The organism is Paenibacillus sp. FSL R7-0313, assembly GCF_037969885.1.
GTDB lineage: Bacteria > Bacillota > Bacilli > Paenibacillales > Paenibacillaceae > Paenibacillus.
Genome location: NZ_CP150219.1, coordinates 4,270,017 through 4,295,871 on the forward strand (window position 1 = coordinate 4,270,017; position 25,855 = coordinate 4,295,871).

18 protein-coding genes are annotated in these 25,855 nt (G+C 45.8%); 14 read left to right on the top strand and 4 right to left on the bottom strand.

The window, feature by feature from the left end; all coding sequences use genetic code 11:
* Positions 1-327: 327 nt before the first annotated feature.
* Positions 328-1,083, top strand: coding sequence for a glucose 1-dehydrogenase (locus tag NSQ38_RS18825; RefSeq protein ID WP_339783435.1), 756 nt, complete (start codon positions 328-330; stop codon positions 1,081-1,083).
* 120 nt (positions 1,084-1,203) lie between these two features.
* On the opposite strand, the gene NSQ38_RS18830 is transcribed toward NSQ38_RS18825, so the two are convergent.
* The 4 genes from NSQ38_RS18830 to NSQ38_RS18845 all read right to left on the bottom strand — a co-directional run bounded on the left by NSQ38_RS18830 (position 1,204) and on the right by NSQ38_RS18845 (position 4,653).
* Entirely contained in the window at positions 1,204-2,391 is a 1,188-nt protein-coding gene (locus tag NSQ38_RS18830; protein ID WP_091029658.1) for an MFS transporter, read from the bottom strand.
* Positions 2,392-2,622: 231 nt separating this feature from the next.
* On the bottom strand, positions 2,623-2,910 hold the full coding sequence (locus tag NSQ38_RS18835; protein ID WP_091029659.1) for a metalloregulator ArsR/SmtB family transcription factor: 288 nt from the start codon (positions 2,908-2,910) through the stop codon (positions 2,623-2,625).
* 167 nt (positions 2,911-3,077) lie between these two features.
* On the bottom strand, positions 3,078-3,413 hold the full coding sequence (locus NSQ38_RS18840) for a ribosomal protein L7/L12 (protein WP_289389402.1): 336 nt from the start codon (positions 3,411-3,413) through the stop codon (positions 3,078-3,080).
* A 40-nt stretch (positions 3,414-3,453) separates the two neighbouring features.
* The gene (locus NSQ38_RS18845; protein ID WP_339783437.1) at positions 3,454-4,653 is read right to left on the bottom strand and encodes a cytochrome P450; all 1,200 of its coding nucleotides are present in this window, start codon (positions 4,651-4,653) and stop codon (positions 3,454-3,456) included.
* Between the two features lie 189 nt (positions 4,654-4,842).
* On the opposite strand from NSQ38_RS18845, the gene NSQ38_RS18850 reads away from it, so the two are divergent.
* From NSQ38_RS18850 to NSQ38_RS18910, 13 genes are all read left to right on the top strand, one after another.
* Positions 4,843-5,820, top strand: a complete 978-nt coding sequence (locus NSQ38_RS18850; RefSeq protein WP_339790593.1) for an aldo/keto reductase — start codon at positions 4,843-4,845, stop codon at positions 5,818-5,820.
* Positions 5,821-6,241: 421 nt separating this feature from the next.
* The gene (locus NSQ38_RS18855) at positions 6,242-7,342 is read left to right on the top strand and encodes an AAA family ATPase (protein ID WP_074095349.1); all 1,101 of its coding nucleotides are present in this window, start codon (positions 6,242-6,244) and stop codon (positions 7,340-7,342) included.
* On the top strand, positions 7,330-9,798 hold the full coding sequence (locus NSQ38_RS18860; RefSeq protein ID WP_339783439.1) for a DUF5682 family protein: 2,469 nt from the start codon (positions 7,330-7,332) through the stop codon (positions 9,796-9,798). Before NSQ38_RS18855 ends, NSQ38_RS18860 begins: the two co-directional genes overlap by 13 nt.
* Complete coding sequence (locus NSQ38_RS18865) at positions 9,783-11,006, top strand: VWA domain-containing protein (protein WP_339783440.1); 1,224 nt, start codon at positions 9,783-9,785, stop codon at positions 11,004-11,006. The genes NSQ38_RS18860 and NSQ38_RS18865 overlap by 16 nt, the downstream gene beginning before the upstream one ends.
* 19 nt (positions 11,007-11,025) lie before the next feature.
* Positions 11,026-14,583, top strand: a complete 3,558-nt coding sequence (locus NSQ38_RS18870; RefSeq protein WP_339783442.1) for a DUF4132 domain-containing protein — start codon at positions 11,026-11,028, stop codon at positions 14,581-14,583.
* A gap of 4 nt (positions 14,584-14,587) precedes the next feature.
* Positions 14,588-16,420: a hypothetical protein gene (locus NSQ38_RS18875; protein WP_339783444.1), complete on the top strand. Its 1,833-nt coding sequence runs from the start codon at positions 14,588-14,590 to the stop codon at positions 16,418-16,420.
* Positions 16,407-16,685, top strand: a complete 279-nt coding sequence (locus NSQ38_RS18880) for a hypothetical protein (protein ID WP_339783445.1) — start codon at positions 16,407-16,409, stop codon at positions 16,683-16,685. Before NSQ38_RS18875 ends, NSQ38_RS18880 begins: the two co-directional genes overlap by 14 nt.
* Positions 16,686-16,969: 284 nt before the next feature.
* Complete coding sequence (locus NSQ38_RS18885) at positions 16,970-19,477, top strand: WG repeat-containing protein (protein WP_339783447.1); 2,508 nt, start codon at positions 16,970-16,972, stop codon at positions 19,475-19,477.
* A gap of 422 nt (positions 19,478-19,899) precedes the next feature.
* On the top strand, positions 19,900-21,699 hold the full coding sequence (locus NSQ38_RS18890) for an ABC transporter ATP-binding protein (RefSeq protein ID WP_339783449.1): 1,800 nt from the start codon (positions 19,900-19,902) through the stop codon (positions 21,697-21,699).
* Positions 21,696-23,444 (top strand): ABC transporter ATP-binding protein, encoded by a 1,749-nt coding sequence (locus NSQ38_RS18895; RefSeq protein ID WP_339783451.1) that lies wholly within the window; start codon positions 21,696-21,698, stop codon positions 23,442-23,444. Before NSQ38_RS18890 ends, NSQ38_RS18895 begins: the two co-directional genes overlap by 4 nt.
* An 83-nt stretch (positions 23,445-23,527) precedes the next feature.
* The gene (locus tag NSQ38_RS18900; protein ID WP_339783453.1) at positions 23,528-24,490 is read left to right on the top strand and encodes an ABC transporter substrate-binding protein; all 963 of its coding nucleotides are present in this window, start codon (positions 23,528-23,530) and stop codon (positions 24,488-24,490) included.
* Between the two features lie 175 nt (positions 24,491-24,665).
* The gene (locus tag NSQ38_RS18905; RefSeq protein ID WP_339783454.1) at positions 24,666-25,103 is read left to right on the top strand and encodes a hypothetical protein; all 438 of its coding nucleotides are present in this window, start codon (positions 24,666-24,668) and stop codon (positions 25,101-25,103) included.
* A 317-nt stretch (positions 25,104-25,420) separates the two neighbouring features.
* Complete coding sequence (locus NSQ38_RS18910) at positions 25,421-25,819, top strand: RDD family protein (protein WP_081746009.1); 399 nt, start codon at positions 25,421-25,423, stop codon at positions 25,817-25,819.
* Positions 25,820-25,855: the final 36 nt, after the last annotated feature.

Below are 25,855 nucleotides of genomic sequence, written 5' to 3' on the forward strand. Positions count from 1 at the left end.
TTCGATAAAGCGGAAATGCACCGTGTGAAGTTGTAGAGATACCGACTTTCAAAGTATTGTTTATGTAAAAGAGGTAAAAGAGGGGCACGTGACAAGACACTATCGTTGCGTGCTTCTTGAATAGAATGCTGAAAATGTGACATGTAATATAGTATGAATACATATTATATGATTTGTTTTTATGTCGAAAGTCTATTAGAATAGGTAAAGTCAGGAAGGTTTTATGCCATTTTTGACCTACATATTGCATCATTGCATGTACGTACGTTTCATATCGTATTCATCGATCCAATCACAAGATGACACACACACATGGAGGAGAACAACATGAGTCACGCAGGAAAAGTAGCCATTATTACTGGAGCAGGAAGTGGATTGGGCCAAGCAGCAGCGCTAAAGCTGGCTGAGAAGGGCGCATTCATTGTCGTTGTGGATCTTGTCGAAGAGACAGGTCTTGAAACCGTTAAGCAGATTGAGAAGCTGGGAAGTAAAGCTATTTTTGTACAAGCAGATGTGAGTAAAGCACCTGAAGTTGAGAATTATGTGAAAAAAGCAGTCGAAGAGTTCGGGCGAATCGACATGTTCTTTAATAATGCAGGGATTGCAGGTCCTGGGATCAAGTTGATTGAACATACGATTGAGCAGTTTGACCAGATCATTGATATTAACCTGAGAAGTGTATTCTACGGGTTGAAGTATGTGATTACGGAAATGCTCAAAACAGGTGGGGGTTCCATTCTGAATACAGCCTCCACAGCCGGTATTGTTGGTGTACCCGCAGTTGCACCTTACGCAGCAACCAAACATGGCGTGGTGGGTTTGACCCGCACAGCTGCAATTGAATATGGCAAGGACAACATTCGTGTAAATGCGATTGCTCCAGGTACAATTGAGACGCCGATGGTTGTTCAGTTTGGTAAAGACAACCCTGAAGTGTTCAAGGCAACCGTTGATAGCATTCCATCTGGACGCCTTGGCAGACCGGAAGAGATCGCTAACCTGGTTTCCTTCCTGCTTGGAGATGAAGCGCCGTATATTAATGGTGCAGTATATCCGATCGATGGTGCAGTTACGGCCCAATAAGAGTTCAGCTTATCGGCAATAAAATAGCTGTTAAAATGTTTAAAGAGAGGTCACTGTATGCGTACAGAGCCTCTCTTTTTAATTTCTCTTTTATACTACGCATAGTACTGCGAATCCATATCAGGCAACGTTGTGTGATGCATTGGTTTGTTTACTTTTCGTAGATGCTGAACGGTACGAACTTATGACGATGATAACGGCAATAACGACCCCGACAGCCCCAATCCAGGTGATGGATGACAATGAGACGCTGCTTACTGCGATGCCACCAATCCCTGCTCCGGCGGCCATAGCTAATTGCATGACCGAACTATTCAGACTAAGCATAATACCTGAGGATTCGGGAGCCATAGTCACGAGGTTATACTGCTGAGTTGGACCCGAGGACCACGCGGCAAAAGACCACAAAATCAGAACAAGCAAGACAGCGAGATGAGAGCTTGCCGTTATATTCAGCAGGACCAGACTCATTATATGCAGTGTCATGCCTGTGATCAACGTTCGTTTGACACCCCATCTGTCAGCACCGAATCCTCCTACTTTTGAACCGATCAGACTAGCAATACCAAATGCGAGTAAAGCTGAACTGAGTAGTGCTTCGCTCATTCCTGCAACGGTTACGAGATAAGGTGAGATATACGTGTAAGCAATGGAATAACCACCTAACCAGAAAAAGGTCACCAGCAGTGCCAGTACAATTCGTGGCTGTTTGAGCAAAGAGAGTTGATTCTTCAGCGGAACAGGCGCTTCTGCTTTGGAAGGCGGAATGGCGGCCGCGATCACCAGCATGGCGAGAATGCCAAGAACGGCGATACCGGCAAAAACGAGCTTCCAATCCCAAGATGCAGCCACAAGCCTTCCGAGCGGAACGCCAACAATCAAAGAAGCCGTAAATCCAGTGATTACTGTGGCGATTGCACTAGCTTGTTTGCCCTCAGCCGCTATTTGGGAAGCAACCGTTAATGCCGTGACAACAACAACGCCCGCCCCTAAAGCCATCAACACGCGTGCTGCGACGAACAGTCCATAACCCGGCAACAGATAGGCAAGAACATTAGCCAAAACGAATAGACCGAGGAAGTATAGCAACAGCTTGCGACGGTCCCAGCGCGAAGTCAGTGCAATAATGACAGGTGTACCTAGCGCATATACGAGTGAAAAAATCGTAATGAGCTGTCCGGCAGCGATTAAAGAGATATTCATGGTATCTGCAATGCGATCCAAAATGCCGGCAATGACATATTCGGACGTTCCTACAAGGAAGCTGACCAAGGCAAGAACATAGATTTTGAGCGTAGAAGAAGACATGGAAACATAACCTCTTTCTAATTGTAATTATTATATTTTTAGAAATATAGAAATAAAGACGATAGAACAAGACATGAATGCTCTGAATGCACCCTATCTGCGCGAATGGTAATGTTACAACCTGACAATGAATATTGGTATAAGCGTAAACTTAGGTGACCTAGTGCTACTAATAAATGTTGAGGTACTGTTTCGATATTTCTAATTATATAGAAATATAACTCAAATTTTTTATTTATTTAGCAGATAGGGAACAAACTTTTGTGCAGTCTCCGTGTTTAGGCTGTAGTAGATATACGTACCTTTCTTCTGCGATGTAAGCAGGCCACAATCGGATAGCTGTTTCAAATGATGAGACAGAGTCGATAGGGCAACCGTAACAAGGCGGCTCTCCAGATCGGCGGGACACAGGTTGCTTTCGCTCGATAAAATCTGAATGATTTTGTAGCGTGTTTGCTCGCCCAGCGCTTTATGAATTTTGACGACTTGTTCAATCTCATTCGAGTTTGATTGCATCATGATCCGTCCTTTCGTCTTTATTTCTTATTTCTAGTAATATAGAAATAACAGTAGCATATGTCGTTAGAAAAGTAAACTCTCGGTGAAGATTCCACACTTTCTACTGCGTCTGTGTTAACAACCGAAAGTCTGGAGTAACTTCCCCGGAGAGTTATGTGAGTTGTATATTACCGATCTAGGGAATCAACATAGTCTTTGGCTTCCTTCAACGAAAGACCTCGGGCTTCACGCAGTCGTTTGATCGCCATAATTTTTTTCCCTTGTTGTATAAGTGTAAGCAGTTCCTGATCCAGATCCGATTGGGCTGGTTGGCTTGTGTGAGATGTTTCCTTCGGCGACAATGTGTAATTGAAGTCAGAGCGGGCGCTGACTGTTGAACCGTTCTCCAGACGCTCCACATCACTTTTCAATTCATTTAATTGGCGTTGCAGACTGGTGACTCTGACCAGTAACACAAGGATCAGAAGCAGCAGAACGATCCATACCAAGGTGTTCATTTCCATGATGTCATGTGCCTCGCTTTCATTTATTCATATTTAGCTATTATTTAAGTTGAACCGGGATTTCCTTGACACCACGAACAATCATGCCAGGTCTCCATTCCAGTTCATTCACATCTGCCTGAAGCTGTATATTTGGAAAACGATTCAGAAGTGTGCTGACTGCAATCTCACCTTCCAGACGAGCAAGCGGTGCTCCCAGGCAGAGATGAATGCCTTTGCCAAAAGCCAGATGCGAACTTTTTTCGCGGGTAATGTCGAAGATATCAGCATCCTTAAACTGCTGTTCGTCCCGGTTGGCGGAACCAAGCGCAACAATGACAAGTTCACCTTGAGCGATATGCTCTCCACGGAATTCAATATCTTCCAGAGCCCAGCGAGATGTGCTGAACTCCAAAGGCCCGTTATAACGAAGCATCTCTTCAATGGCATTGTGAATAAGCTCGGGCTGCTTGATGAGCAGTTCGCGTTGCTCTGGATGCTCCAGCAGGGCGAGAATCCCATTGCCGATGAGATTAACAGTTGTTTCATGACCGGCAATGATTAATAAGGAGACCACGCCAAGCAGTTCTTGTTCAGTTAAGTGCTGCCCGGATTCTTCTGCAATGACAAGCTGGCTGATCAGATCAGTGCCGGGATCTCGGCGAACTTTTGCAAACCAGGCCGTAAGGTAATCCGTAAACTCCCTTGCATGCTGCTCAAACAGCTCGGCGCTCTCGGCTGTGGAAGCATCGATTACCGTATTGGACCACAAGCGGAATTTGTCACGATCCTCAAGAGGTACTCCCAGAATTTCACTAATGACAATGATAGGCAGCGGGAAGGCAAAGTCATCGATCAGATTCATTTTTTCCTGTGACGGGAGGTTGTCCAGCAGTTCATCAGCAATGTCCCGAATATGGCTTCGCATGTCTGCGACCAGTTTGGGTGTGAATGCTTTCTGCACAAGTCCCCGAAGACGTCTATGATCTGGCGGATCGGAGAACAACATATTATTCGAGAAGATGCTTTGATTGTCAGCGCCGTAACGTCGGACCATGTCTTTGCTGAATCGAGGATCTTTCAGAATCTGGACTGCATCCTCGTATCGGGTAATAATCCAGCCGAATTCCCCATGAGGAAACATGACTCTGAAAACGGGCTCATCTTTTCTTAACTTTTCATACACCGGGTAAGGGTTATGCGTGAATTCTTTCGTGAAAAACGCTGGCTTTGAGGACTCGTTGGGTTCATTCGGGTTCAAATGTAATATCTCCTCTCATATTCCTGCATAATACCTGCACCCTCTATATATTCAATACACAAGCTTTTGAAACCTTGTTTTTTCTTCATATGGATGATAGAGCAGGAAAATAGAGGAAGATGGAAGAAGACATGGTAGAGAGAATCGATTATTATGCTTGGTAAAAATGAAAATGAGGTGAACGCTGACATGTCTTACGCACAACTTCCTTTGCATCACCACCAGATTCCGGCAAGTCGAATGGTTCTTGGCTGTATGCGGTTTGGGGGTGAATGGGATGGGCTCCCCATTACTTCAGATCTTGTCGTAGAAGGTCATCGAGCGGTAGAAGCAGCTCTCGAAATAGGCATTAACCACTTTGATCTGGCGGATATTTACACACGTGGTAAGGCAGAGCATGTCTTGGGGCGAGTTTTATCCGAAACTCCCGGCTTGCGTGAACAGATCATTATACAGTCGAAGTGTGGTATACGTCTTGTGGGTGATGATGAAGGACCGCAGCGTTATGACACCTCAGGTGCACATATTCTGGCGAGTGTGGACGGTATCCTGGAACGGCTCGGCATCGATTATCTGGATATTTTGCTGTTACACCGTCCTGATCCGCTCGCCCATCCGCAAGAGATTGGAGAAGCACTGGCTGAGCTGCATCATTCCGGTAAAGTGCGCCATTTTGGTGTGTCCAACATGGGTTCGGAACAGATTCGCCTCCTTCAGCTCCACAGTAATGTGCCTCTGATTGTGAACCAGCTGGAGATGAGTCTGGACAAAATCGGATTCGTAGAAGCTGGTGTTACGGTGAATCGATCCCAAGCTAGAGATAACGTGTTTCCCTATGGCACGATGGAATATTGTCAGGCAGAGCATATTCAACTGCAAGCTTGGGGTCCCCTTGCTCAGGGGCGTTTTACTGGCAGGGTAGTTGAGGGACAGCGTCCTGAAATTGAGCATACGGCTCAATTGGTTGATCGAATGGCTAAGGAGCGTGGAGTTACACCGGAGTCTATTGTACTGGCTTGGTTAATGAAGCATCCAGCAGGGATACAACCTGTCATTGGTTCGATTCGACCAGAACGTATTCTGGCCTGTCGTGATGCAATAAATATTGAGCTTACCCGTTATGAGTGGTACGAGCTGTATTCCGCTTCATGCGGGCGTAGAATGTAAGTAGGGAATTCTGAGAGAGTGGTTCGTTTCGATCAAAATTCATAGATATTGGGTGAAATTTGAACATATAAGAAGACACAAGCTGCTGATGGCCTGTGTCTTCTTTGTAATAATGGGCTTCATTTGGTTGAAACACATGATCGAAAGTGTAATGAATCCTAAGGTCATATGGCCTACAATGCGTTTGCATGGGTAATAAGCATGCTGATTCGGAGCCGAAAACAGTGTTTAGGCACGGTTGTAAGAATAATTCACCTTCATATTTGTGCTAGAGGCTATGTCCATGGACTTAGGAAGAGTGCTGATAAGAAGGACGTTTCAACCATTTTTATCGTTTTACCGGGTAGTTGTTCGAGGGCTGTGATAAAATGATAGGAATAAGAACATACGATCTGTTTACGTGAGAGGAGACACCTTGACGATGGAGATGCTTAAACCACCCGCCGAGACATTATACGAGGTTGAATTACGTGCGCTGCGAGAGGAAGATCAGGGGAAACGTCCCCCGAACTGGCTGTTATCTCCCGCCTATGTGCGCGATTTTATTATAGGCAGGGATAAGCCTGCGTTATTAAATGGAGAAGAGATCACGATTACCCGCAAATTCTATGGCAATGACGTGTTAATTGAACGTGCCGTGGTTACTCTGGCAGGCAATCGAGGATTAATGCTCGTGGGAGAACCCGGGACAGCCAAGACCATGCTTAGCGAACTGCTGACCGCAGCGATCTCCGGTACCAGTCTAAACACGATTCAAGGTACAGCAGGCACGACGGAAGACATGATCAAGTACTCATGGAATTACGCCATGCTGCTTGATAAAGGCCCTTCGGAAGCTGCGCTTGTGCCATCACCGTTATATAACGGCATGAAGAAAGGAATTCTTACCCGTTTTGAAGAGATTACACGTTGTCCAGCTGAAGCGCAGGATAGTCTGATCAGTATTCTCAGTGACAAGGTCATGAGCATCCCGGAACTGGATGGCGGTGTGCTGTTTGCCCAACCGGGATTTAACGTCATTGCTACAGCCAATATTCGCGATAAAGGTGTTAACGAAATGAGTGGTGCATTGAAACGCCGGTTCAATTTCGAAACAATCAAGCCCATTCATAACGTGAAGATGGAAGCCAAAATTATTGAATCCCAGGCACGAAGCCTGTTATTACATAGTGGAATTGATATTGACATTAACCCGGATGTGGTTGAATTGCTGGCTACAACATTCATGGAACTGCGCACCGGCATGACACGGGAAGGCTACAAACTTGACACCCCTCAAGCATCCATGAGTACGGCGGAAGCGGTGTCTGTCTATGTCCAGAGTGCGATGACTTCCTATTATTACGAAGATAAGGCTATTGCGCTGGATCGGTTGGTGCAGAACATGCTGGGGACCATTGCAAAGGAAAACGACAAGGATCTGTCCATTCTCAAAACCTATTTCTCTAAGGTCGTAAAAGAGCGTTCCAGAGAAGAGGGAATGTGGAAGGACTATTATGAGGAGAGAAAATGGATCGGTTAACAGCGGTACTGGACCCTGATGTTGAGCAGTTACAATCCTTGTTCGAATCCCAGGTATATAACCTGAGTAATCATACGGTCTATTATCCTATTAGACACCATAGCCCTGCATGTTCGTATCACTTGTTACGATTAATTGAGGAGTACAAGCCAGATATCATTTTGATTGAAGGACCGGAGAGCGGTAATCCATTAATTTCGGTGCTGAGTGATGAGGCAACCTTACCTCCTGTCAGTCTGTACTATACCTATGAGAGTGAATTGGAGAGAGAAGCCTGCTATTATCCGATGCTTCGGTATTCACCTGAATATGTAGCTTTGAAAGAAGCAAAACGCCTGAACATTCCGGCGAAGTTTATTGATTTGGACTATCAACACTTCTCCACTCGTGCATCCAAATCCGGCCAGACAGAACAAAAGGAGATCTCCATTCAGGACGAAACCTTGCTTGCGGGCTCTGACTTCATTAACCGGTTGTGTCAAAAAACAAACTGCCGCAGTTTTGATGAATTGTGGGAAAAGGTGTTTGAGATCGGTGGCCTGGAGAAGTCTACTGAGGAATTCGTGCAGGATGTATTCACGTATTGTACCTTATCCCGAATGTGTTATTCCACGGAACGATTACAGTCTTCAGGTGATCTGGCAAGAGAAGCATATATGAAACAACATATTAATCAAGCGGTGCAGGAGCATGACCGTGTGCTTGTCATTACCGGTGGATTTCATACGTATGGACTGTTGATGTCAGAGAAACATGAATCGGAATTGGAACAGCCAGAAATGGATAAACGGCATACAGACCAACGTTTGGAGGGACAAGGTAAACCAGGAACGTCTCAACAAAGTGCGGTTAATCCAGACACGGTTCACCAACAAATGTACCCGATGGTCTATACCTTTGCTGAAGCGGATCGGCTCAATGGATATGCGAGCGGCATGCCTTATGTAAATTATTACGATCAGATCTGGAACCAGCTGCTTCGCAAAAAGAGTACACCGTATAATCTAACGGCTCTGGACTTGTTATCCCGGCTGATGCGCCAATTAAGGGATGGTCACGAACATGTATCAACGAGTGATGCGATTGAGGCGTACAGCATGATTCAAGGTCTTGCCGGGCTTCGGGGTAAAAGGGAAGGCGGCGTCTATGAGTTGATGGATGCAGCACTCTCTTCCTTTGTGAAGGGGGAGCTTACCTTGGCGACCGATAAACCGCTGCAAGAGCTGCAGCAGTTATTGACTGGAGACGTCATTGGAAGTGTGGCTCCCAATTCATTCAGTATTCCCATCGTGGAGGACTTCAAGGCGCGTTGTACAGAGTACAAACTGCAGATTCGTACAACAGGTCAACACAAGAAAGTGCTGGATCTATATGCAAAACCGGAGCATCGTCAGATAAGCCAATTGATTCAATGCATCACCTATCTGGTTCCGGAATTTGCGAAACGGCAATCGGGACCGGACTGGATCGCAGAGCGTGATATGAATCTTGTTCGCGAAACCTGGGTTTATATGTACTCATCCCGTATTGAAGCCAGATTGATAGAAAACTCTCTTTATGGCGGAACGCTTGCTGGAGCGGCTACACGCAAAATGGAAGAACAGATGCAAGAAATACCGGATCATCATAGCGGTGAACTTGCCCGACTCATGCTTCAAGCGTTACTCATGGGGCTTCAGGACACTGCGATGAAACTCTATGAACAGGTGCGCTCAGCGCTGAGAACGGACGGGAATTTCCTATCCTTATGTAACAGCCTGCATGTCTTGAACCGAATTCATCAACACCGCAGGTTGCTGGGATTATCTGACGAGCAACATCTCCCTGACCTGGTATCCGAAGCTTATAGCAACGCCGTGGACAAGTTGTTACAGCTCTCCAGAGCCAATCCGGATGAACATGAAGCCATTATTCAGGGATTGAAGCTGCTAGCCATGCTTGCGGAGTCATCGGAGGAGTATTTTCAGGATGAGACATTCCGAATTCATCTGAATGAGCTTCTGTCTGATCATCAGCTTCCGGCTCAGCTGGAGGGTGTGTGTGTGGCTATTTCCTCAGGGCTCGGCGACAGGCCCAGGGATGAGATTGTTGATCGTGCTCGCGGGTATATCCATGGTACACCGGATCAGACCCGTCAAACCGCACTTTTTTTACAGGGAGTATTCACTGTAGCACGTGACGCTTTTTTATATGAAGATCAGCTGTTATCCGAGTTGAATTATCTGATTGAACAGCTGTCATACGAGGATTTCATCAGTATGGTACCGGAATTGCGGTTGGCATTCACCTACTTTACACCAATGGAGACGGGCTTGATTGCTGAACGGGTGGCGAGTCTGCATCAGGTTGAACCAGAGGAGATGCTAAGGCCTGCGGTCGATGAACAGATGCTGATTCAGTCCAAGACGTGGGATGAAGCGCTTCGAAAGGAGTTTACCGCATGGAAGCTAATATGAATGAAGCGAATCGGACAACGGGCGAAACCAGAGATATCAGTGAAAGTTCCAATCCGGATGGAAGCAAACGAGGGGATCAACATTCTGCTGAAACCTTAAATCGCTGGCGTCTGATTCTTGGTGAATCGTCCGAAGAAGGGTTGTGCAATACAGACCAATATACTTCGGCTGAATTTCAATATACGGAAATCGATGAGATTCTGGGGTATCTCTATAACCGTGAATACGGTGAAGAACAAGGTTACCGAAAAGAGGGAGGACGCGGTGCGTCTAACCTGACTGTACCAAAATGGCTGCACAAGGTCAGGGATCTATTCCCCAAACCAACGGTAGAAATATTGGAAAAACAGGCGCTTGATCGTTATGGGCTGACAGAATTGTTAACGGACAAAAAGCTGCTTGAATCCCTTGAACCAAACATGAATCTGCTCAAGAACATTATGCAGTTCAAAGGACGGATGAAAGGTGAGGTGTTAAAGAGCGCCAAGGAGATCGTGCGAACCGTGGTTGAAGAGCTGCGCAGTAAGCTGGAATCTCAGACCCGAGCGAGTATCATGGGCAAGCGCAGTCGCTATACCTCGAGTTCAGTACGATCCTTGCGCAATCTGAATTTCAAGCGAACCATCACCAAGAATTTGAAGAATTACGATAAAAACAAGCGCAGGTTTGTGATTGATCGTCTGTATTTCGACGGGAATATACAGCCCCATAACAGGTGGAACATCATCATTGGTGTAGACGAAAGTGGCAGTATGCTGGATTCAGTCATCTACAGTTCGGTGATGGCCAGCATCTTCTATCGCTTGAATGCGTTGCGCACGAAATTATTCATATTTGATACGCAGGTTGTTGATCTGAGCGACAGACTGGAAGACCCCGTAGACGTGCTCATGAATGTACAGCTCGGTGGGGGGACACATATTACCAAAGCGTTGCGATATGGCGAGACGTTAATCGATAATCCAGGCAAAACCATCTTTATTCTGGTCAGTGATCTGGAGGAAGGGTACCCGATCGCGCAGATGTACAAAGCCTGTAAAGATATCATCGATGCAGGATGCAAATTGCTGGTTCTCACCGCGCTCGATTTTAACGGGGATTCAGTCTATAACAAACATGCCGCACAGACATTAACCAATATGGGGGCACATGTAGCAGCAATTACGCCTAACGAACTCGCGGATTGGATTGGCGAGATCATCACTTAAATTCAAGGAGGAATGTGTAATGCTTACAGCAGACCGCGCAGTTGAAACTTTGGTGGAGAAATTCGCAGTAACCTGTTCAAACGAGTACTCATTAAAAACTGATCGAAGCTCCGAAATTATTGATTATGTCTTGGGAACGACAGACAAGTTCCCTGATATGATGGGAAATTCGAGTCATTATGTGTATCAAACGATTGATCTGCTCATGAAGCTCGCTAAAAAAGACGATGGAGATATCTTTTACCGTGCCGGGGCTATTGTGATATATCTGGAATCCAATTATTCCAAAAGAAGTTCATGGAGAACGGATGCTTTTACTGTCTGTATGGGAAATGATTCAGAAGCCTACGGATTGAGCGGGAAGAGCAAAAGCGCTGATCGCATGGGTGGGTTGTTGTCCCGGTTGGAGAAGATCAAACAGTTTGCGGGCGAGAACGAAATTTCGGCTGAATTAAAGAGCAAATTAAAGCGTGCCCAGTGGCTTTTTGATTCCAAAAAGGCTGACACCCAGGGGGATTATCGAGATGTAATCAATGCGTTAATGCTGCTACAACTATATTCAAGACTCAGTGACACGGCTTCTCATCTTGCAGAGGTTCAATCTTCTGCTCAATCGTTACCCGTATTGTTTCAACATGTGATGGCTAATGATCCAGATAAGTTGCGGGACGAGCTACATACGTTGATTGAACCTGTAGTGGTCAGTAATATTCAAGGAAAGCATAACGGATCATCCCAAGAATTGAAGGATGAATTCCTCAAAGAAAAGCGCAGTCGGCTCATAGCTGAGCTGTATCCCAATACGTCTTTCTCTTCAAAAGAGCAATGTTCAAACACCGTATTCCATCAAACGATGGTACTGGTGAGTGGTGCCTTGTTGTACCTGATTAACATTAGTGGAGGTAAACAACGGTTCCTTGATACAAATAGTGAGATTGGGCATGTTTTGCTTCACACAATACATCAATTACATGAGATTTATCCACTTGAAGTTCGCCGTTACTTGCTGAGTATGGACCCTAGAGCAAAAAGTCCAAATGATCTGCTTGCTGGACTTGTGCCTCTGGATGAGCCTTATCAGTTGGTTGAAATGTTGCGGGACGAGCTTAATTCGTACACGGTATCTTGGAACATGTTACAATCCGCGATCGCGAATCGTCCTGAACAAGCGATTCGAGCATACGAGATTATAAAACCGCCATTCCTGAAACTCTGCATTCAGAAATTCATGGAGGATCAAGGATTGACATTGCCTAATGCGGAGGGCTCACTGGAGCAAGCGGTATTTAACGCTCTTCGGCATCCTTTGGACGGGGGACGTCAAGGACTTGCGATTGCAAGATACTTAAGTGGGGAAAACACCCTTGAGGAATATTGGGAGGACCCGAATAGTCGTGGGTTGTTTAATCAACTGAATCGGGATAAGAAGCGTGTTCACAACCTCATTAGTATTAGTTTTCTGCCCTTGGACTCGGAGGCGATGCGCAGGTTCGCAATTCTGACCACTCATCCTGATTGGACACTGGATATTATCTCGGACATGTACAATTCATACGCGTTTAGTGGAGAGCAGCTGCTTCAACGTTATGGGCAAGATCCTGAGGTGCAACGTGAGAAATTGCTAACCAGCCTGATCTCACTCAATGGCATGACCGACTATAGATACAAATCCATGCCGCATGACGAATACCGCCGAATCATTCAGCAGAATCTGGACTATGCACTGACACAGTACAAGAAACTGCCAACGGATACGCGCATTTTAATTCTGGAGATAACCTTTGAACAGCGTGATGAGTTATCGAAGAAAATATTGGCCGAAGCGATTCGTGCCGGATTGCAGGATTCGTCCAAGAAGGCCAATGGCGTAGCGTTAGCGGAATTCAACCGAATTCCTGATCAGGACTTGTATACGCTCGTATACCTCTCGGAGAAAAAAGTGGCGATCAAAGAGATGGCTTTGACCGCAATCCGCAGTCTGGAAAACAGCAAGGAGCTGTATGGTGAGCTTTTGAAGAAAGAGAAGTCCGATGAGTGGAAGAGCTTGATCCAAATTCTGCTGGATACCGCAGATTTAAGTCCAGAGTATGCCCATGCTGCACTCGCTGATCAGGCGGATGCCAAAAAGTTGTCGAGACTGAGCTGGTTGTTCTTGAAAGATCTCCCTTCACTGATACGTATTGAAGACAATCAGCCTTTAGATGACCGGATTAAACAGTATGCTTTGGTCCAATCATTGGATCATACATCCGGTCCTAATGAACGGTTGAATGAATTACGGGATTACGTAAGTGAGGCATCGCTCGCTCGTTTTGCAAGTGAATTGATTCAGGTCTGGATTCAAGAAGGTGCCCCCGCGAAAGAAAAGTGGGTGATGTATGTTTCAGCACTTTTTGGCGATATTCAGATTGTGAATATTCTGGCTCCGCAAATTAAGGAATGGACAGAAAACAGCCGCGGCGCGATTGCAGCAGATGCTGTAAAAGTGCTCGCTTATCTGAAAGATCCATCTGCTCTAATGGCGATTGACAAGATCAAACGTGGCGTGAAAAACCGTCAGGTGAAAGGTGCTGCTGAAGAAGCGTTGCAGCTTGCCGCCGATAATATGGGACTTACCTCGGAACAACTGGAGGATCGGTTAGTCACTACGCTTGGTTTTGATGAAAAAGGAACCATGCAGCTGAGTTACGGAGAACGTTCCTTCCTGATTAAGGTAAATGGAGACTTGCAAGTCGTTGTACTCAATGAAGAAACGGGCAAATCCGTGAAGAGTCTGCCTGCTCCTGCACAGAAAGATGATCCCGATTTGGCAGCGCAGTCCAAGGCACGTTTCACACAGCTGAAAAAAGATCTCAAATCCATGGTTAACATTCAGGCGCAGCGTCTGGAAGAGTCATTGTCCAAGCAACGTCTGTGGTCTGCCGATGAGTGGAAAGTATTGTTTGTACAAAATGTAATCATGCAGAAATTTGCTGTTGGTCTGATCTGGGGAACGTATGAGGATGGCGCTCTGATCAGCACGTTCCGTTATATGGAGGATGGCACCTTCAATTCTGTGGATGAAGATGAGGTTGATCTGCCTTCGGGTGCGCAGGTGGGACTTATACACCCGCTGGAATTGGATCAGGCGACGCTTGAAGGTTGGACAACACAGTTGGAGGATTACGAGATCAAGCAGCCATTTGAGCAATTGAATCGTGAGATCCACCAGCCAGAAGATGAGGACAAGACGAAGAATGAATACGATCATCTGCCCGAGTCTGACTTTTCACCAACGGCTTTCCCCAAAGCACTGGAGAAATACGGTTGGATCAAAGGACCGGCTCAGGACGGCGGCTGGTATCATGAATTTTATAAAGAGTACGGAGATCTTGTTGCGGAATTGCAATTCAGTGGTACGAGTATCACGTATTACGAGGGATTGGATGACATTACCCTGGAATCCCTTCATTTCTTCAAACCGAATAACAAGCAATATTATTACTATGGTGACAACAAACCCATTGCTATAGGCAACGTTCCAGGTCGCGTGTTCAGTGAAACGATCTACGACATTCTGAGAGCAACGGGGCGTTGATGACGTGAGTGGATTCAAGGAGAAATTCCGGATTTTTTCGAAGCTGTGTACGGAGGATTATTTGATTCGGTATGCCAACAAGGGGTTGTACAAAAGGTCTTTGAAGGAGTTGGACAATGGTGTAAGTGTGACGTACACATGGAATGAATCATCTGTGAGTTGTCAGCTCAGTGACGGGACCCAATGTACGCTTGAAAATACGCTGGATCATTGGGAATGCTCCTGCCCGGCCGATCATATCTGCAAGCATGTGCTGATTGCAATTCTGTATGATCAACGGGAATATACGGCAGAGGATTCAATGAATGCAGACGAGAAGCATGCGCTGGATAAGGACTCAGGGATATCGGATAATGATCCGTTGGACGTACCCAAAGACGTATCAGTAACAGAATCAGCATCAAACTTAGTATCAAATGTGGACGATCCAAGCGAAATTCCGCATACGGTGTCACGTGAGATCGAGTCTCGCTTCCGCTGGATGACGGAGTCTGATCTTACCGTGTTAATTAAATCGTATAGTTCTTCCATGATTGAGGAAGTTGTTTTCCGACTGAGATACCCAGAGGAAATTAAGATCATTGAAGATTCACTTCTTACGGTTCATCTGACCACCCAGAATATCGAGGTGTCTTTTACTGAGGAACCGAACCTTGCAAAAGCACTATGTAAGGTGCAACAGACTGCTGGGAAAATGGCCAAGCTTGAAGCGTTGTTACGGTATCGGAACCTAAAAGGCCTAGATGATAGGGATGCATTAAGTGGACGGGTGTACGAAGCCAAGTTCTCTCTTCAGACAGTACAGGAATGTCGGGTTATGCTGGCAGGATTGTTGAAGACGGGACTGGCCCGCCTTCCTCAGTCCTTTATGGCACAACTGGAGACTTTGGCAATTGCAGCTCATAGTGGCAACCTGCCTGACATAGAACGCAGTTTACGAGGGATTCAAGGGGAACTACAGTTGTTTTTCAACAGACATATACGATTCTCCATGCAATCCATGTTGGATCGGGTGAGCAAGCTGTATCTTGCACTCCAGGTTCTTGAAGAAGAAAAGGTGTCTGTCATTCAGCAGAGTCAGCTCATTGGCAGTTTTCGAAGTAAATATTTTACGGTTCCTTCACTTCACCTGTATGGACTGGGAGCTGATGCGTGGGAGACACGATCCGGTTTCCGTGGAATCACCTATTATTTCTATTGTTTCGATGATGAGGAAATCTACACCTATAGCGATGTACGTGCTGTATATTACGATGATCAGCAGTTCTCATATACAGAGCATTATGGTGCATTCACACCATGGCTGCCTAATCTGACCTTTCGCCAGTTCGTCGGTGAAGAAGTTCAATTCCATTCAGTTAAAGTGAATGAAGAACGCCGGATCTCTTCCGGGGAAGGTGCCAAACTTGCGATTTTGCCACGAACGGGTGTGGAAACGTTGAATCTGGGCAAAACCATGCAAGACGTAACGTCTGTACTTCAAGAGGAATCGCGAACATTCGACTTGTTTGCTGCTCCCAAAGAACGATTGGCTGTGATCAAAGTTGCTCAAATTGTGGACCATAACTTTGTCAAACAAACGCAGGATCTTGTCCTGACGGTTGAGAGTGCCGAAGGAGAACGTTTGGCACTTACTCTCCCGTATTCAACTGATTGGCAAACGATGATCCAAAGGCTGGAGTCAGGATATGGTGCTCAATCGCTTGAACACTTCTATGCCTTTGTGCGTGTGGAACCAAAACGGATTAGCCCAATCAGCTTCCTGAAGGGTCAAACGGTGCTCAGTCTGAAACTGGATATCGGTAATGGGAGGATGGGCAGACTTGGAAGAATATAATCAGTTTATGCAGAGAATTAACGGCTGGTCGGAAGAGTTGCTCCTACGTGGGTTATCTCAGTTTACGATTCGGGATATTGAGGTACTTGAGCAGCTCGCAGCGGAATCCTCGCGGTTGCAGATGACTTTCTTGCATGAGTTGTTGAATCACCTCATCAAGGAAGGGCGTAGCGTGGCTCTTGGACAAGGTAATGAAGAGTTGCTGTTATTTCAGTATTGTCGTCTCACCCAATATGTGCAATTGAGTGTGCAAGAAGAGGCGTAATATTGGTTAGTATTCCAAGCGAAGGCACATGAAGCGATATGATGTAATAAATAAGATGTATTATAGAATATAAGAAGATTTGCAGAAGACCATAAGGTCACTGCAAATCTTTTTTGCTATTCTGGAGTTCGATGTATTTTACGGATTGAAAAATATCTTCATTTAATGTTTGTTTAGAAAAAAATGAGAATTTCAAATGTTCTCAGTTATATTCGTTCTGATGTCATATCCCGATTTATGAAGCATACCATTAGGCGAATGCGGTCATAAGGGAGGAAACTGAGATGTCCATGAGCGAACCGCTGTTAACACAAATTGTGAATCAACATATTCCGGCTGGTGCAACGGTCGTCACTATTGATAAACCTGTTCAACATCCAGCGATCTATGCGGCAGATCTTACCGGTGACGGTATGCCGGAGATTGCTGCAGTCTATCAGTTGAATGGTGAGCTGTATTTGCTCATTCTGAAATTTGTTCAAGGACACTGGATCAAGATGGCACTCATTAAGGGATTGGGGTATGGGGTGACTTTAATGACTGCAGCCCCTGTAACTTCAACGGCAAGGAACAATCTCATTATCGGTTGGCGGATTGGTTCTATTTGGTCTAAGCTTGCCGTATATGAGTGGACGGAATCGGGGCTCAAAGATCTGGCGCCTGACGATCTATACTATAGCTATGCAGAGATTATAGATATGCCTGGTCCGCATGGTCGAGATGGGAAAGTGGAGATTGCACTCTGGATACATGACACTGGTGAAGCCTATCGTGTGGAGATTATCCGATGGCAGAATGGGAAATGGGTTCCTGCACCGGACGTATATGCAACCTATTATCCTAAAGTGGTGCAATATTACGAGCAACTAACCCAGCAATATCCTGATTATATCTTTTACTGGTATTACCTTGCGGATGCTCAGTACCATGCAGGCCAGTATCCGGCAGCACTCGCTTCCGTTCAGAAGGCACTCAGTTTCCCGGAAGCGTATCCTTCCAGAGAAGTACTACAAGAGCTGGAAAAGAAAATAAAGCAGGCGATGGCCCCTATAAGTCATACCCGGGTAACGACATGGTTATATCCCATCTCCGTTCGAACCACGAGTGGGACGCGTTGGGGGTATATGGATGCACAAGGCTACATTCGGCTTGAGCCGGTACTGGATGACGCGCAAGAGTTTCAGCCCAATGGATTGGCTGTGGTTGTGAAGGACGGTCGTGCCGGCGTTATTAATCTTCAGGGGCAGTATGTCGTTCAACCTGTATACGATTCCATCAATTCCTTTTCCGAAGAACGGGCGATAACCATTGATTCTCAAGGATTTAAGATGATTAATGAACAAGGTACGGTTCTGACCAAACGGGCGTACCCGTATATCTCGAATATGAACGACGGTCGAGCATTATTTTACGATTCTAATCCTGGTCAGGCAGATGGATCGGTGAGTCGGTATGGTTATCTGGATGCGTCGGGCAATGAGGTGATACCTGCACAGTTCGCTTCGGCGAATGATTTTCAAGATGGCAAAGCGGTTGTGCAGATTAAGGACAATGAATATGCACTCATTAATCGCAATGGACATCGGCTCGCAACGTATCCATATGCCTATGTGGGACCACTAGGGGATGGACTGCTCGCTTTTCAAAAAGAAACCTCGGGCAAATATGGGTACATCGACGAACGGGGTAATATTCGCATTCAGCCCAAGTTTTCATCGGCATTTCCTTTTAGCGGCGGGCAAGCGATTGTTAATACAGCAGAGGACTACAAATCGATCTACGGTGTTATTAATACGGAGGGATCGTTTATCATTCAACCCGCGTATAATGACATCCGCGAACTAGGCGAGCATCGTTATGCGCTGGGGCAAGCAATTAATCCGGAGCAGCCGTATATTGGCTCTGTATACGCGATTGCAGATACCAATGGCAGAAGACTTACGGAGTTCCTATATCGCGAAGTGGGCAATTACAAAAACGGCCTTGCTTCCGCATCGGATGGCAGACAGACCTATCTGCTGGATCTGAGTGGAAGACCTGCCGCTGGGTATCCACATGTAGAAGGTTCGGGAACGCTGGAGGTCGTGGCACCAGATCTGATTAAGGCCTATGTAGACCAGCGCTTATCGTATGTGAATCGGGCCGGACAGATCATCTGGCGGCAAAATACAATCGTTCCACTTCATCCGCCGTACCGTGTACGCGAAGTGAAGTACAAACCAAACAGGGACTATCTCGTATATTATCCGCAGGTGGAGGGATTAACGAACCAAGCGGAGCAGCTTGCGCTGAATGCCAAGTTGAAGCAACTCTCCCAGGTGAAACCGATCCCTGCGGATCAGCAGCTAGATTATACGTATACAGGTGATTTTGATATTACGTTCTATCAGCAGCAATTGCTACAACTGCAACTCACAGGTTATAACTACCCGGCGGGTGCAGCGCATGGTATGCCTACGATGATCTATGCGATCATTAATCTGACGAATGGTCAGTTGTATGAGCTGAAGGACTTATTTAAACCGAATAGTGATTACGTAAAAGTGTTAAGCCAGATTGTGGGGGATCAGATCAAAAATGATCCTCAATACTCGTATGTGTTTCCGGACACCTATAAGGGGATTAGTGCGGATCAGCCGTTTTTTGTCACAGCGGATGCTCTGCATCTCTACTTCAATCCATATGACATCGCGCCCTATGCGGCAGGGTTTCCAACGTTTACGATTCCTTTTGTCCAGATCAAGGATATCATTAATACAGAAGGTTCGTTCTGGAAAGCTTTCCATAGTTGAGTGTCCATTCACAGGTTAAGCGATGAAGCCATATATCCAATATGGCTTCCTTTTGAATTCAATAGGCGGCAGTTTAATGATGTAAGTAACTCCTTCACATATTTATCCATACTAAATGGAAAATATTACGGGAGTTACAGATCAAAGAAGTCATATTTGTCTATACAAGCAAACGAAAACTTTCTCCAACAACACTTCTTTTGCTTGGCGAGAATGTAATACTTCACCAGTCATTCTCAAGTTACGCGACGAGGTCATATGCCCAATAGGGCTTATAAGATGCTGTGAGACAACAATAATCCGTGATGAGGTATTATTGCTCCGTGAAGAGGTAGTGATCATTCAGGGCTCTATGAGATATTAATGTGCGTATATAACACTGCGCTATATTGAGAATGATTATTAATATCAGGAGGGGTGAGATGAACAACACATCTGAAGTGTCCGGACTAATGCAAGTAACGAAGGAGCGCAAAGGTCTGCTGATTACAGCAAGTATCTTCTCGACCCTGTCGAGTCTGTTGCAGATTGTTCCTTTTGTCGGAGTGTATAAGATCGTCGAGGAACTGCTAACGCATGCGGGCCAACCATCTGCGATGGACAGAGATCTGTTGATCTATTGGGGGATCGTCGCATTCGTAGCCCTGATTGCAGGGCTCATTGCGCTCTATATCGGGGGGATGTGCTCACACATCGCTGCGTTCAACATTTTGTACCAGCTCAGAGTGAGACTTGCGGAACATGTTGCCAAAGTACCCATGGGGTATCACACCCGGACGGCAACCGGTGAGCTGAAGAAGATCATCGAAGTCAGTGTGGAGAAAATTGAGAAATTTATCGCCCATCAGTTGCCGGATCTGGTCAGTGCGATTGTCATTCCACTGATGCTGCTGGGATACTTATTTTGGCTCGATTATCGCATGGCGCTGACGCTGTTGGTCCCGATCGGAATCGTGTTCTGGCTGCAAAGTCGTATCTTTCGCAGTGAACGCGGCCGTCAGGCTTATCGTGATTTTCAACTGGCCATTGAAGAGATGAATGCGACGGGTGTTGAATACGTGAGAGGTATGCCGGCGGTGAAAGTATTTGGCATTACAGCTGATTCGTTTCTGACCTTCAAACAGGCGGTGACGCGGTACCGGGATATTTCGTTGAGAATAACAGATTTATGTAAAACATCTTACGGGCTGTTTTTTGTGATCATGATCTCGTTATTTACCTTCATTGTTCCGGTGGGTATTCTGCTGTCGAGTGGAAATGCGGGCAATCAGTCGTTTGCGATCACGTTTATTCTGTTTCTGATCATTACCCCGAGTCTATCTGCTCCGTTATTGAAGTTAATGTATCTGGGTAGTGGGATGCGAGAGATTGTGGAAGGACAGAAACGGATTGAATCGGTGTTTGCCGAGCCGATTGTACAAGAACCTGAATTGCCTAAAGTTCCGGATACATATGAGGTTGCCTTTCGTCAAGTATCTTTTGCCTATGAACGTAAGGAGAGCGAAGCATATAAAACCGTACTTGAACAGATTGATTTTGTAGCCAAAGCAGGAGAGATGACCGCACTTGTCGGACCTTCTGGTGGAGGAAAGTCAACTATTGCTAATCTATTGCTTCGTTTCTGGGATGTACAGGAAGGTGAGATTAAGATTGGTGGTATTCCGATTCAGGAGATGGGGACAGAGAAACTGATGGATACCGTGTCCTTTGTATTTCAGGATGTACATCTGTTCTACGATACGATTGAAGAAAATATTCGGATGGGCAACACATCAGCTTCACGACAGGACGTTATAGCTGCGGCTCAAACTGCTTGCTGTCATGAATTCATTGAGAAACTGGATGCCGGATATGACACCAAAATCGGAGAAGGCGGCACGTACCTGTCCGGCGGTGAAGCACAGCGAATTGCTATTGCACGGGCACTGCTTAAAAATGCTCCCATTCTGGTCCTGGATGAAGCGACTGCCTACGCAGATGCAGAGAATGAACACAAGATCCATCAAGGTCTGGCCCAACTGGTTCAAGGCAAAACAGTCCTGATTATTGCTCATCGTCTAACAACGATTCGTGCAGCCGAGCAAATACTCGTGATCCGCAAGGGAACGATTGCCGAGCGTGGGACACATGATCAATTGCGTGCATTAGGCGGAGTATATGAGCACATGTGGCAGGCCCATATCAGTGCAGCTTCCTGGAAGCTTGGAGGTGCAGGACGATGAAGAATTATCTATACAATATATCTGGCGGTAACCCGCGTAGTCTGCTTCCTTCGGTAATTGCAGCGATTCTGGACGGGATTGCAAAGATTGTTCCTGCGGCGCTGCTTGTGGACATATTCAATACGATCTATAAGTCTTTCGCTGATCCGGACAAAGAATTGGATATCAACCGAATGTGGATTGTATGCTGCATCTTGTTTGTCTGGATTCTGGTGGAGTATGCGGCTTACGCCTCACTCTATGACAAGACCTATCGGGCAGCATACAGCCTCGCTGCCTCAGGAAGATTGAAGCTGGCAGAACATATTCGCCATTTGTCACTAGGATTTTTCGGAAAACGTGATCCTGGGGATCTTACGAACCTGATCCTGAGTGATTATGGTCAGGTCGAGCATACGATCTCTCACAATCTGTCGCAGCTGATCAGCGCGATTGTGCTTCCGGTACTCGCTTTTGGCGGACTTCTGTTGGTGGATTGGAGAATGGTCGTAGCCATGTTTGTTGCGGTTCCCTTAGGTGTGGCTCTGTTATGGCTTACGGATTCCATTCAGGCACGACTGAGTGAGAACCATGTTCGAGCCAAAAATGAAGCCGCCAGTCGGCTGCAGGAGTATCTGAGCGGCATTCGTGAGATTAAGGCCCACAATATGGGGGGCAAACGTTTTGAACGGCTGCGTCGTTCTTTTGACGAATTGAAGTCCGCTTCCATTCGGTTGGAAGGTATCATGGGACCAATGATTATGGGTGCGATGTTGCTTGCACGATCAGGGATGACGTGGATGATTCTCGTGGGCAGTTATTTGCTTGCAGGCGGAGAGTTGTCGTTACCGGTATTTCTGTTATTTTTGCTGGTAGGCACAAAGGTATTCGAACCGTTAACGGTTGTACTTATGAGTTATGGGGAGATGCGGTACTCCGCGTATAGTGCAAGACGCATTATGGATGTACAGCAGGAGGCCCCGATGGCAGGAAAGCGAGATGTACAACCAAATCAGGCAATTTCATTTGACCAGGTGACCTTTGGATATGATGCTCAGCAGTCGGTGTTGAAAGACTTGTCGTTTACGATTGAGCCGCATACGATTACTGCGCTGGTTGGCCCATCCGGTAGTGGTAAGAGTACAGTCACACGTCTCATTGAGCGCTTCTGGGATGTACAGCAAGGCACCATTCGCATTGGTGGCAGACCCGTTGCTCAGATGGACCCGGAGAAGCTGTTACAGGATATCTCAGTGGTCTTCCAGGACGTGTATCTGTTCCAGGATACGATCGGCAACAACATCCGTGTAGGAAAGAAAGACGCTTCGCAATTCGAGATTGAGGAGGCAGCACGCAGAGCTTGTTGTCATGAGTTTATCTCCAGTCTGCCTCAAGGGTACGATACGCTCGTTGGCGAGGGTGGATCGACGTTATCTGGTGGGGAGAAGCAACGGATCTCCATTGCACGTGCTTTGTTGAAAAATGCATCGATCGTATTGCTTGACGAAGCCACCGCTTCACTTGATCCGGAGAACGAAGCCGCGGTGCAGCAAGCGATTAATGAGCTAGTCACGGACAAGACGGTTATTTTGATTGCACACCGATTAAAGACCATTCAAAATGCCGATCAGATCCTTGTATTGGACAAAGGTCAGCTCGTAGACCAAGGAACTCATGCGCATTTGTTAGATCACTCAGGCATTTACGCTCGGCTGTGGCAGTTACAACAGGATGCGGAAGGCTGGCAGGTAAAAGTGAATAGTTAATGGGTTCGATGAGATAGATAGAGTAACTGAACCAAATAAGCCTAATGTGGCTAATGAACTGACATAAAAGGAGAATGACAACGATGTTTAAACGAATTCCTGTATGGATTGCACTATGCTGTATGCTCACCTTGGCGGCCTGTGGAACAACGCAGACGACCAGCGAAGTGGCCAGCCCCTCAGAGGGGACAGCACAAGCAACGACCAAAGGGATTACCAATCCGAATGGTGAAGAGATTACCATCCCTTTGAATCCAGAGCGCATTGTTGATCTTTCTGGCTCTACAGAAGAGCTGCTGATCATTGGGAAAACACCTGTGGCCACAATGAGCGCGGATTACGGCAATCCGGAGCAACTCACGCCAACCATTGAGGATAAGCTGAGTGCAGATACCGTTAATCTGGGCTGGTATGGTTTCCCGTTCAGCATTGAAGCTATAGCGGGTGCCAATCCGGATCTGATTATTCTAGGAAAGGATTTTAACACGGATCAATATGAAACTTTATCTAAAATTTCACCTACAATTTCATTGCCTTATTCCTACTATGATTGGAGAGAACGCCTGACATTCTTGGCAGATACGTTTGGAGAAGAAAGCAAGAAAGATGAATATTTGGCCAAGTATGATGCGAAATCTGCAGAGTGGAAACAAAAGTTGGAGGCGGCTGTAAATGGTGAATCCTTTGCCGTAATTGAGACATATCCAAACAACCTGGTCATCTATTCCAATAAAGGGGCAGCTGAGATGTTATACGGTGAATGGGGCCTGAAGCGCACAGAGGGGATCCCTGATCCAGAGGGCTGGGGTGGTAAACAGATCGCACTGGAGGCTCTGGCTACCGTTAATCCGGATCGTCTGCTATTGATGGAGAATAGTGAGAACAAGATGGTCGATAGCAAGGTGTGGAATAACATGAACGCGGTGAAGAATGAGAAGATCTATAAAATCTCTAATGTCGATAATTACAATTATTCTTACACAGCGACGGGGAGAATGGAGCTTATGGACCGTTTGGGTACGATGATCCTGGAAGGACAGAAGTAGTCGTTGGGTTAAAGCAATTGAAACGATAGATTAAATTTAACATTTAACAGGACCTAATAACGCCTATGTTAATTGTGGAATTGTGGAATTTGTTCGAAATCATGTAACTTGAGCGGTTCTCGCTGCGTTTAGACATTGGGGTGATCTGATGTTGGTGAACGCGGTTCAACGTTACATGGTATTAGGACTGATATTTATCGGGATCTTCTTTACAGCACTCATCGTGCTTGAGAGGATTGAAGGGTACCAAATTACAACGACAGAGTATTACGGCTTACGTAATCTAGGGGGCTTGATATATATTTTGTCCTTCATCCTGGGATTCGGGCACTATTTACTCGCTTTTTATGTTGTTATTCTTATCCCGATCTCATGGTTGCTGCGAAAATATGTACGTTTTCCTATGATGAGAACTTTCATCTATATGGTTGGGTTTGGATGGGGCGGGCTGTGGGTTTTTGATCTCATGTACAGTCCATATTTCGTGAAGGGATACTATCTGAACCGAATGACATCGATATGGATATTTGCCATCGCGGGGTTAGTTTATGCCATTGTGGAGAATAAGATTTGGCGAAGAGGGCAGATGCAGAACGAACAGAAGGCTACTTAACAAATGTTGAGTAGCTTTCTCGGTTTACATAATTATTATGGTGTTTTCATTGGGGGCTCAGCAGTAGCTAAATACAATATTAGAAAGGATTATGTAAGAGTAAGTAGTGAACATGAACAGCGGTTAAGTTAATTCGATGGTTTGTTATAAAATTCACAAAGGATGCAATTAAAATCAAATAGGAGTTTTATCGTAAAAAGGTAAAATTTTCTGTTATACTATTTGAGTTGTGTACATAAAGTTAGATATTTTAATGAAGGGAGTTCATGAAATAAATTAGCCGTTTAGTTTGAAATTGTAGTTTGGAGGAAAGCATTTTGTATAAAGCAGGTTTTTGGATTAGATTAGGAGCAGGCGTGTTGGATAGTCTTATTATTTCAATTCCGTTAGTGATTATTGCAGGTGTGCTTACGGGTAACTTTGATACGGATGAGCCGATTGCCAAACTGCTTAGTGCGTTATACTCAATTTTATTACCAGTTTACTGGTATGGTCGAACCATCGGAAAACGTATATGTGGAATTCGAATACGACAATACGATACACACGAACCGCCAAAAATTGGTACGATGCTGATGCGAGTTGTTGTGGCTGGACTTGTGTACGTATTAACTTTGGGTATCGGAGTTATAGTGAGTGCTTTTATGGTCGGTTTGCGTGAGGATCGACGTGCGATTCATGACTTCGTAGCAGGAACAGAAGTAGTTTGGGATTAACTCGGATTATAAAAGAAGAATTGGTTATAAAAGAAT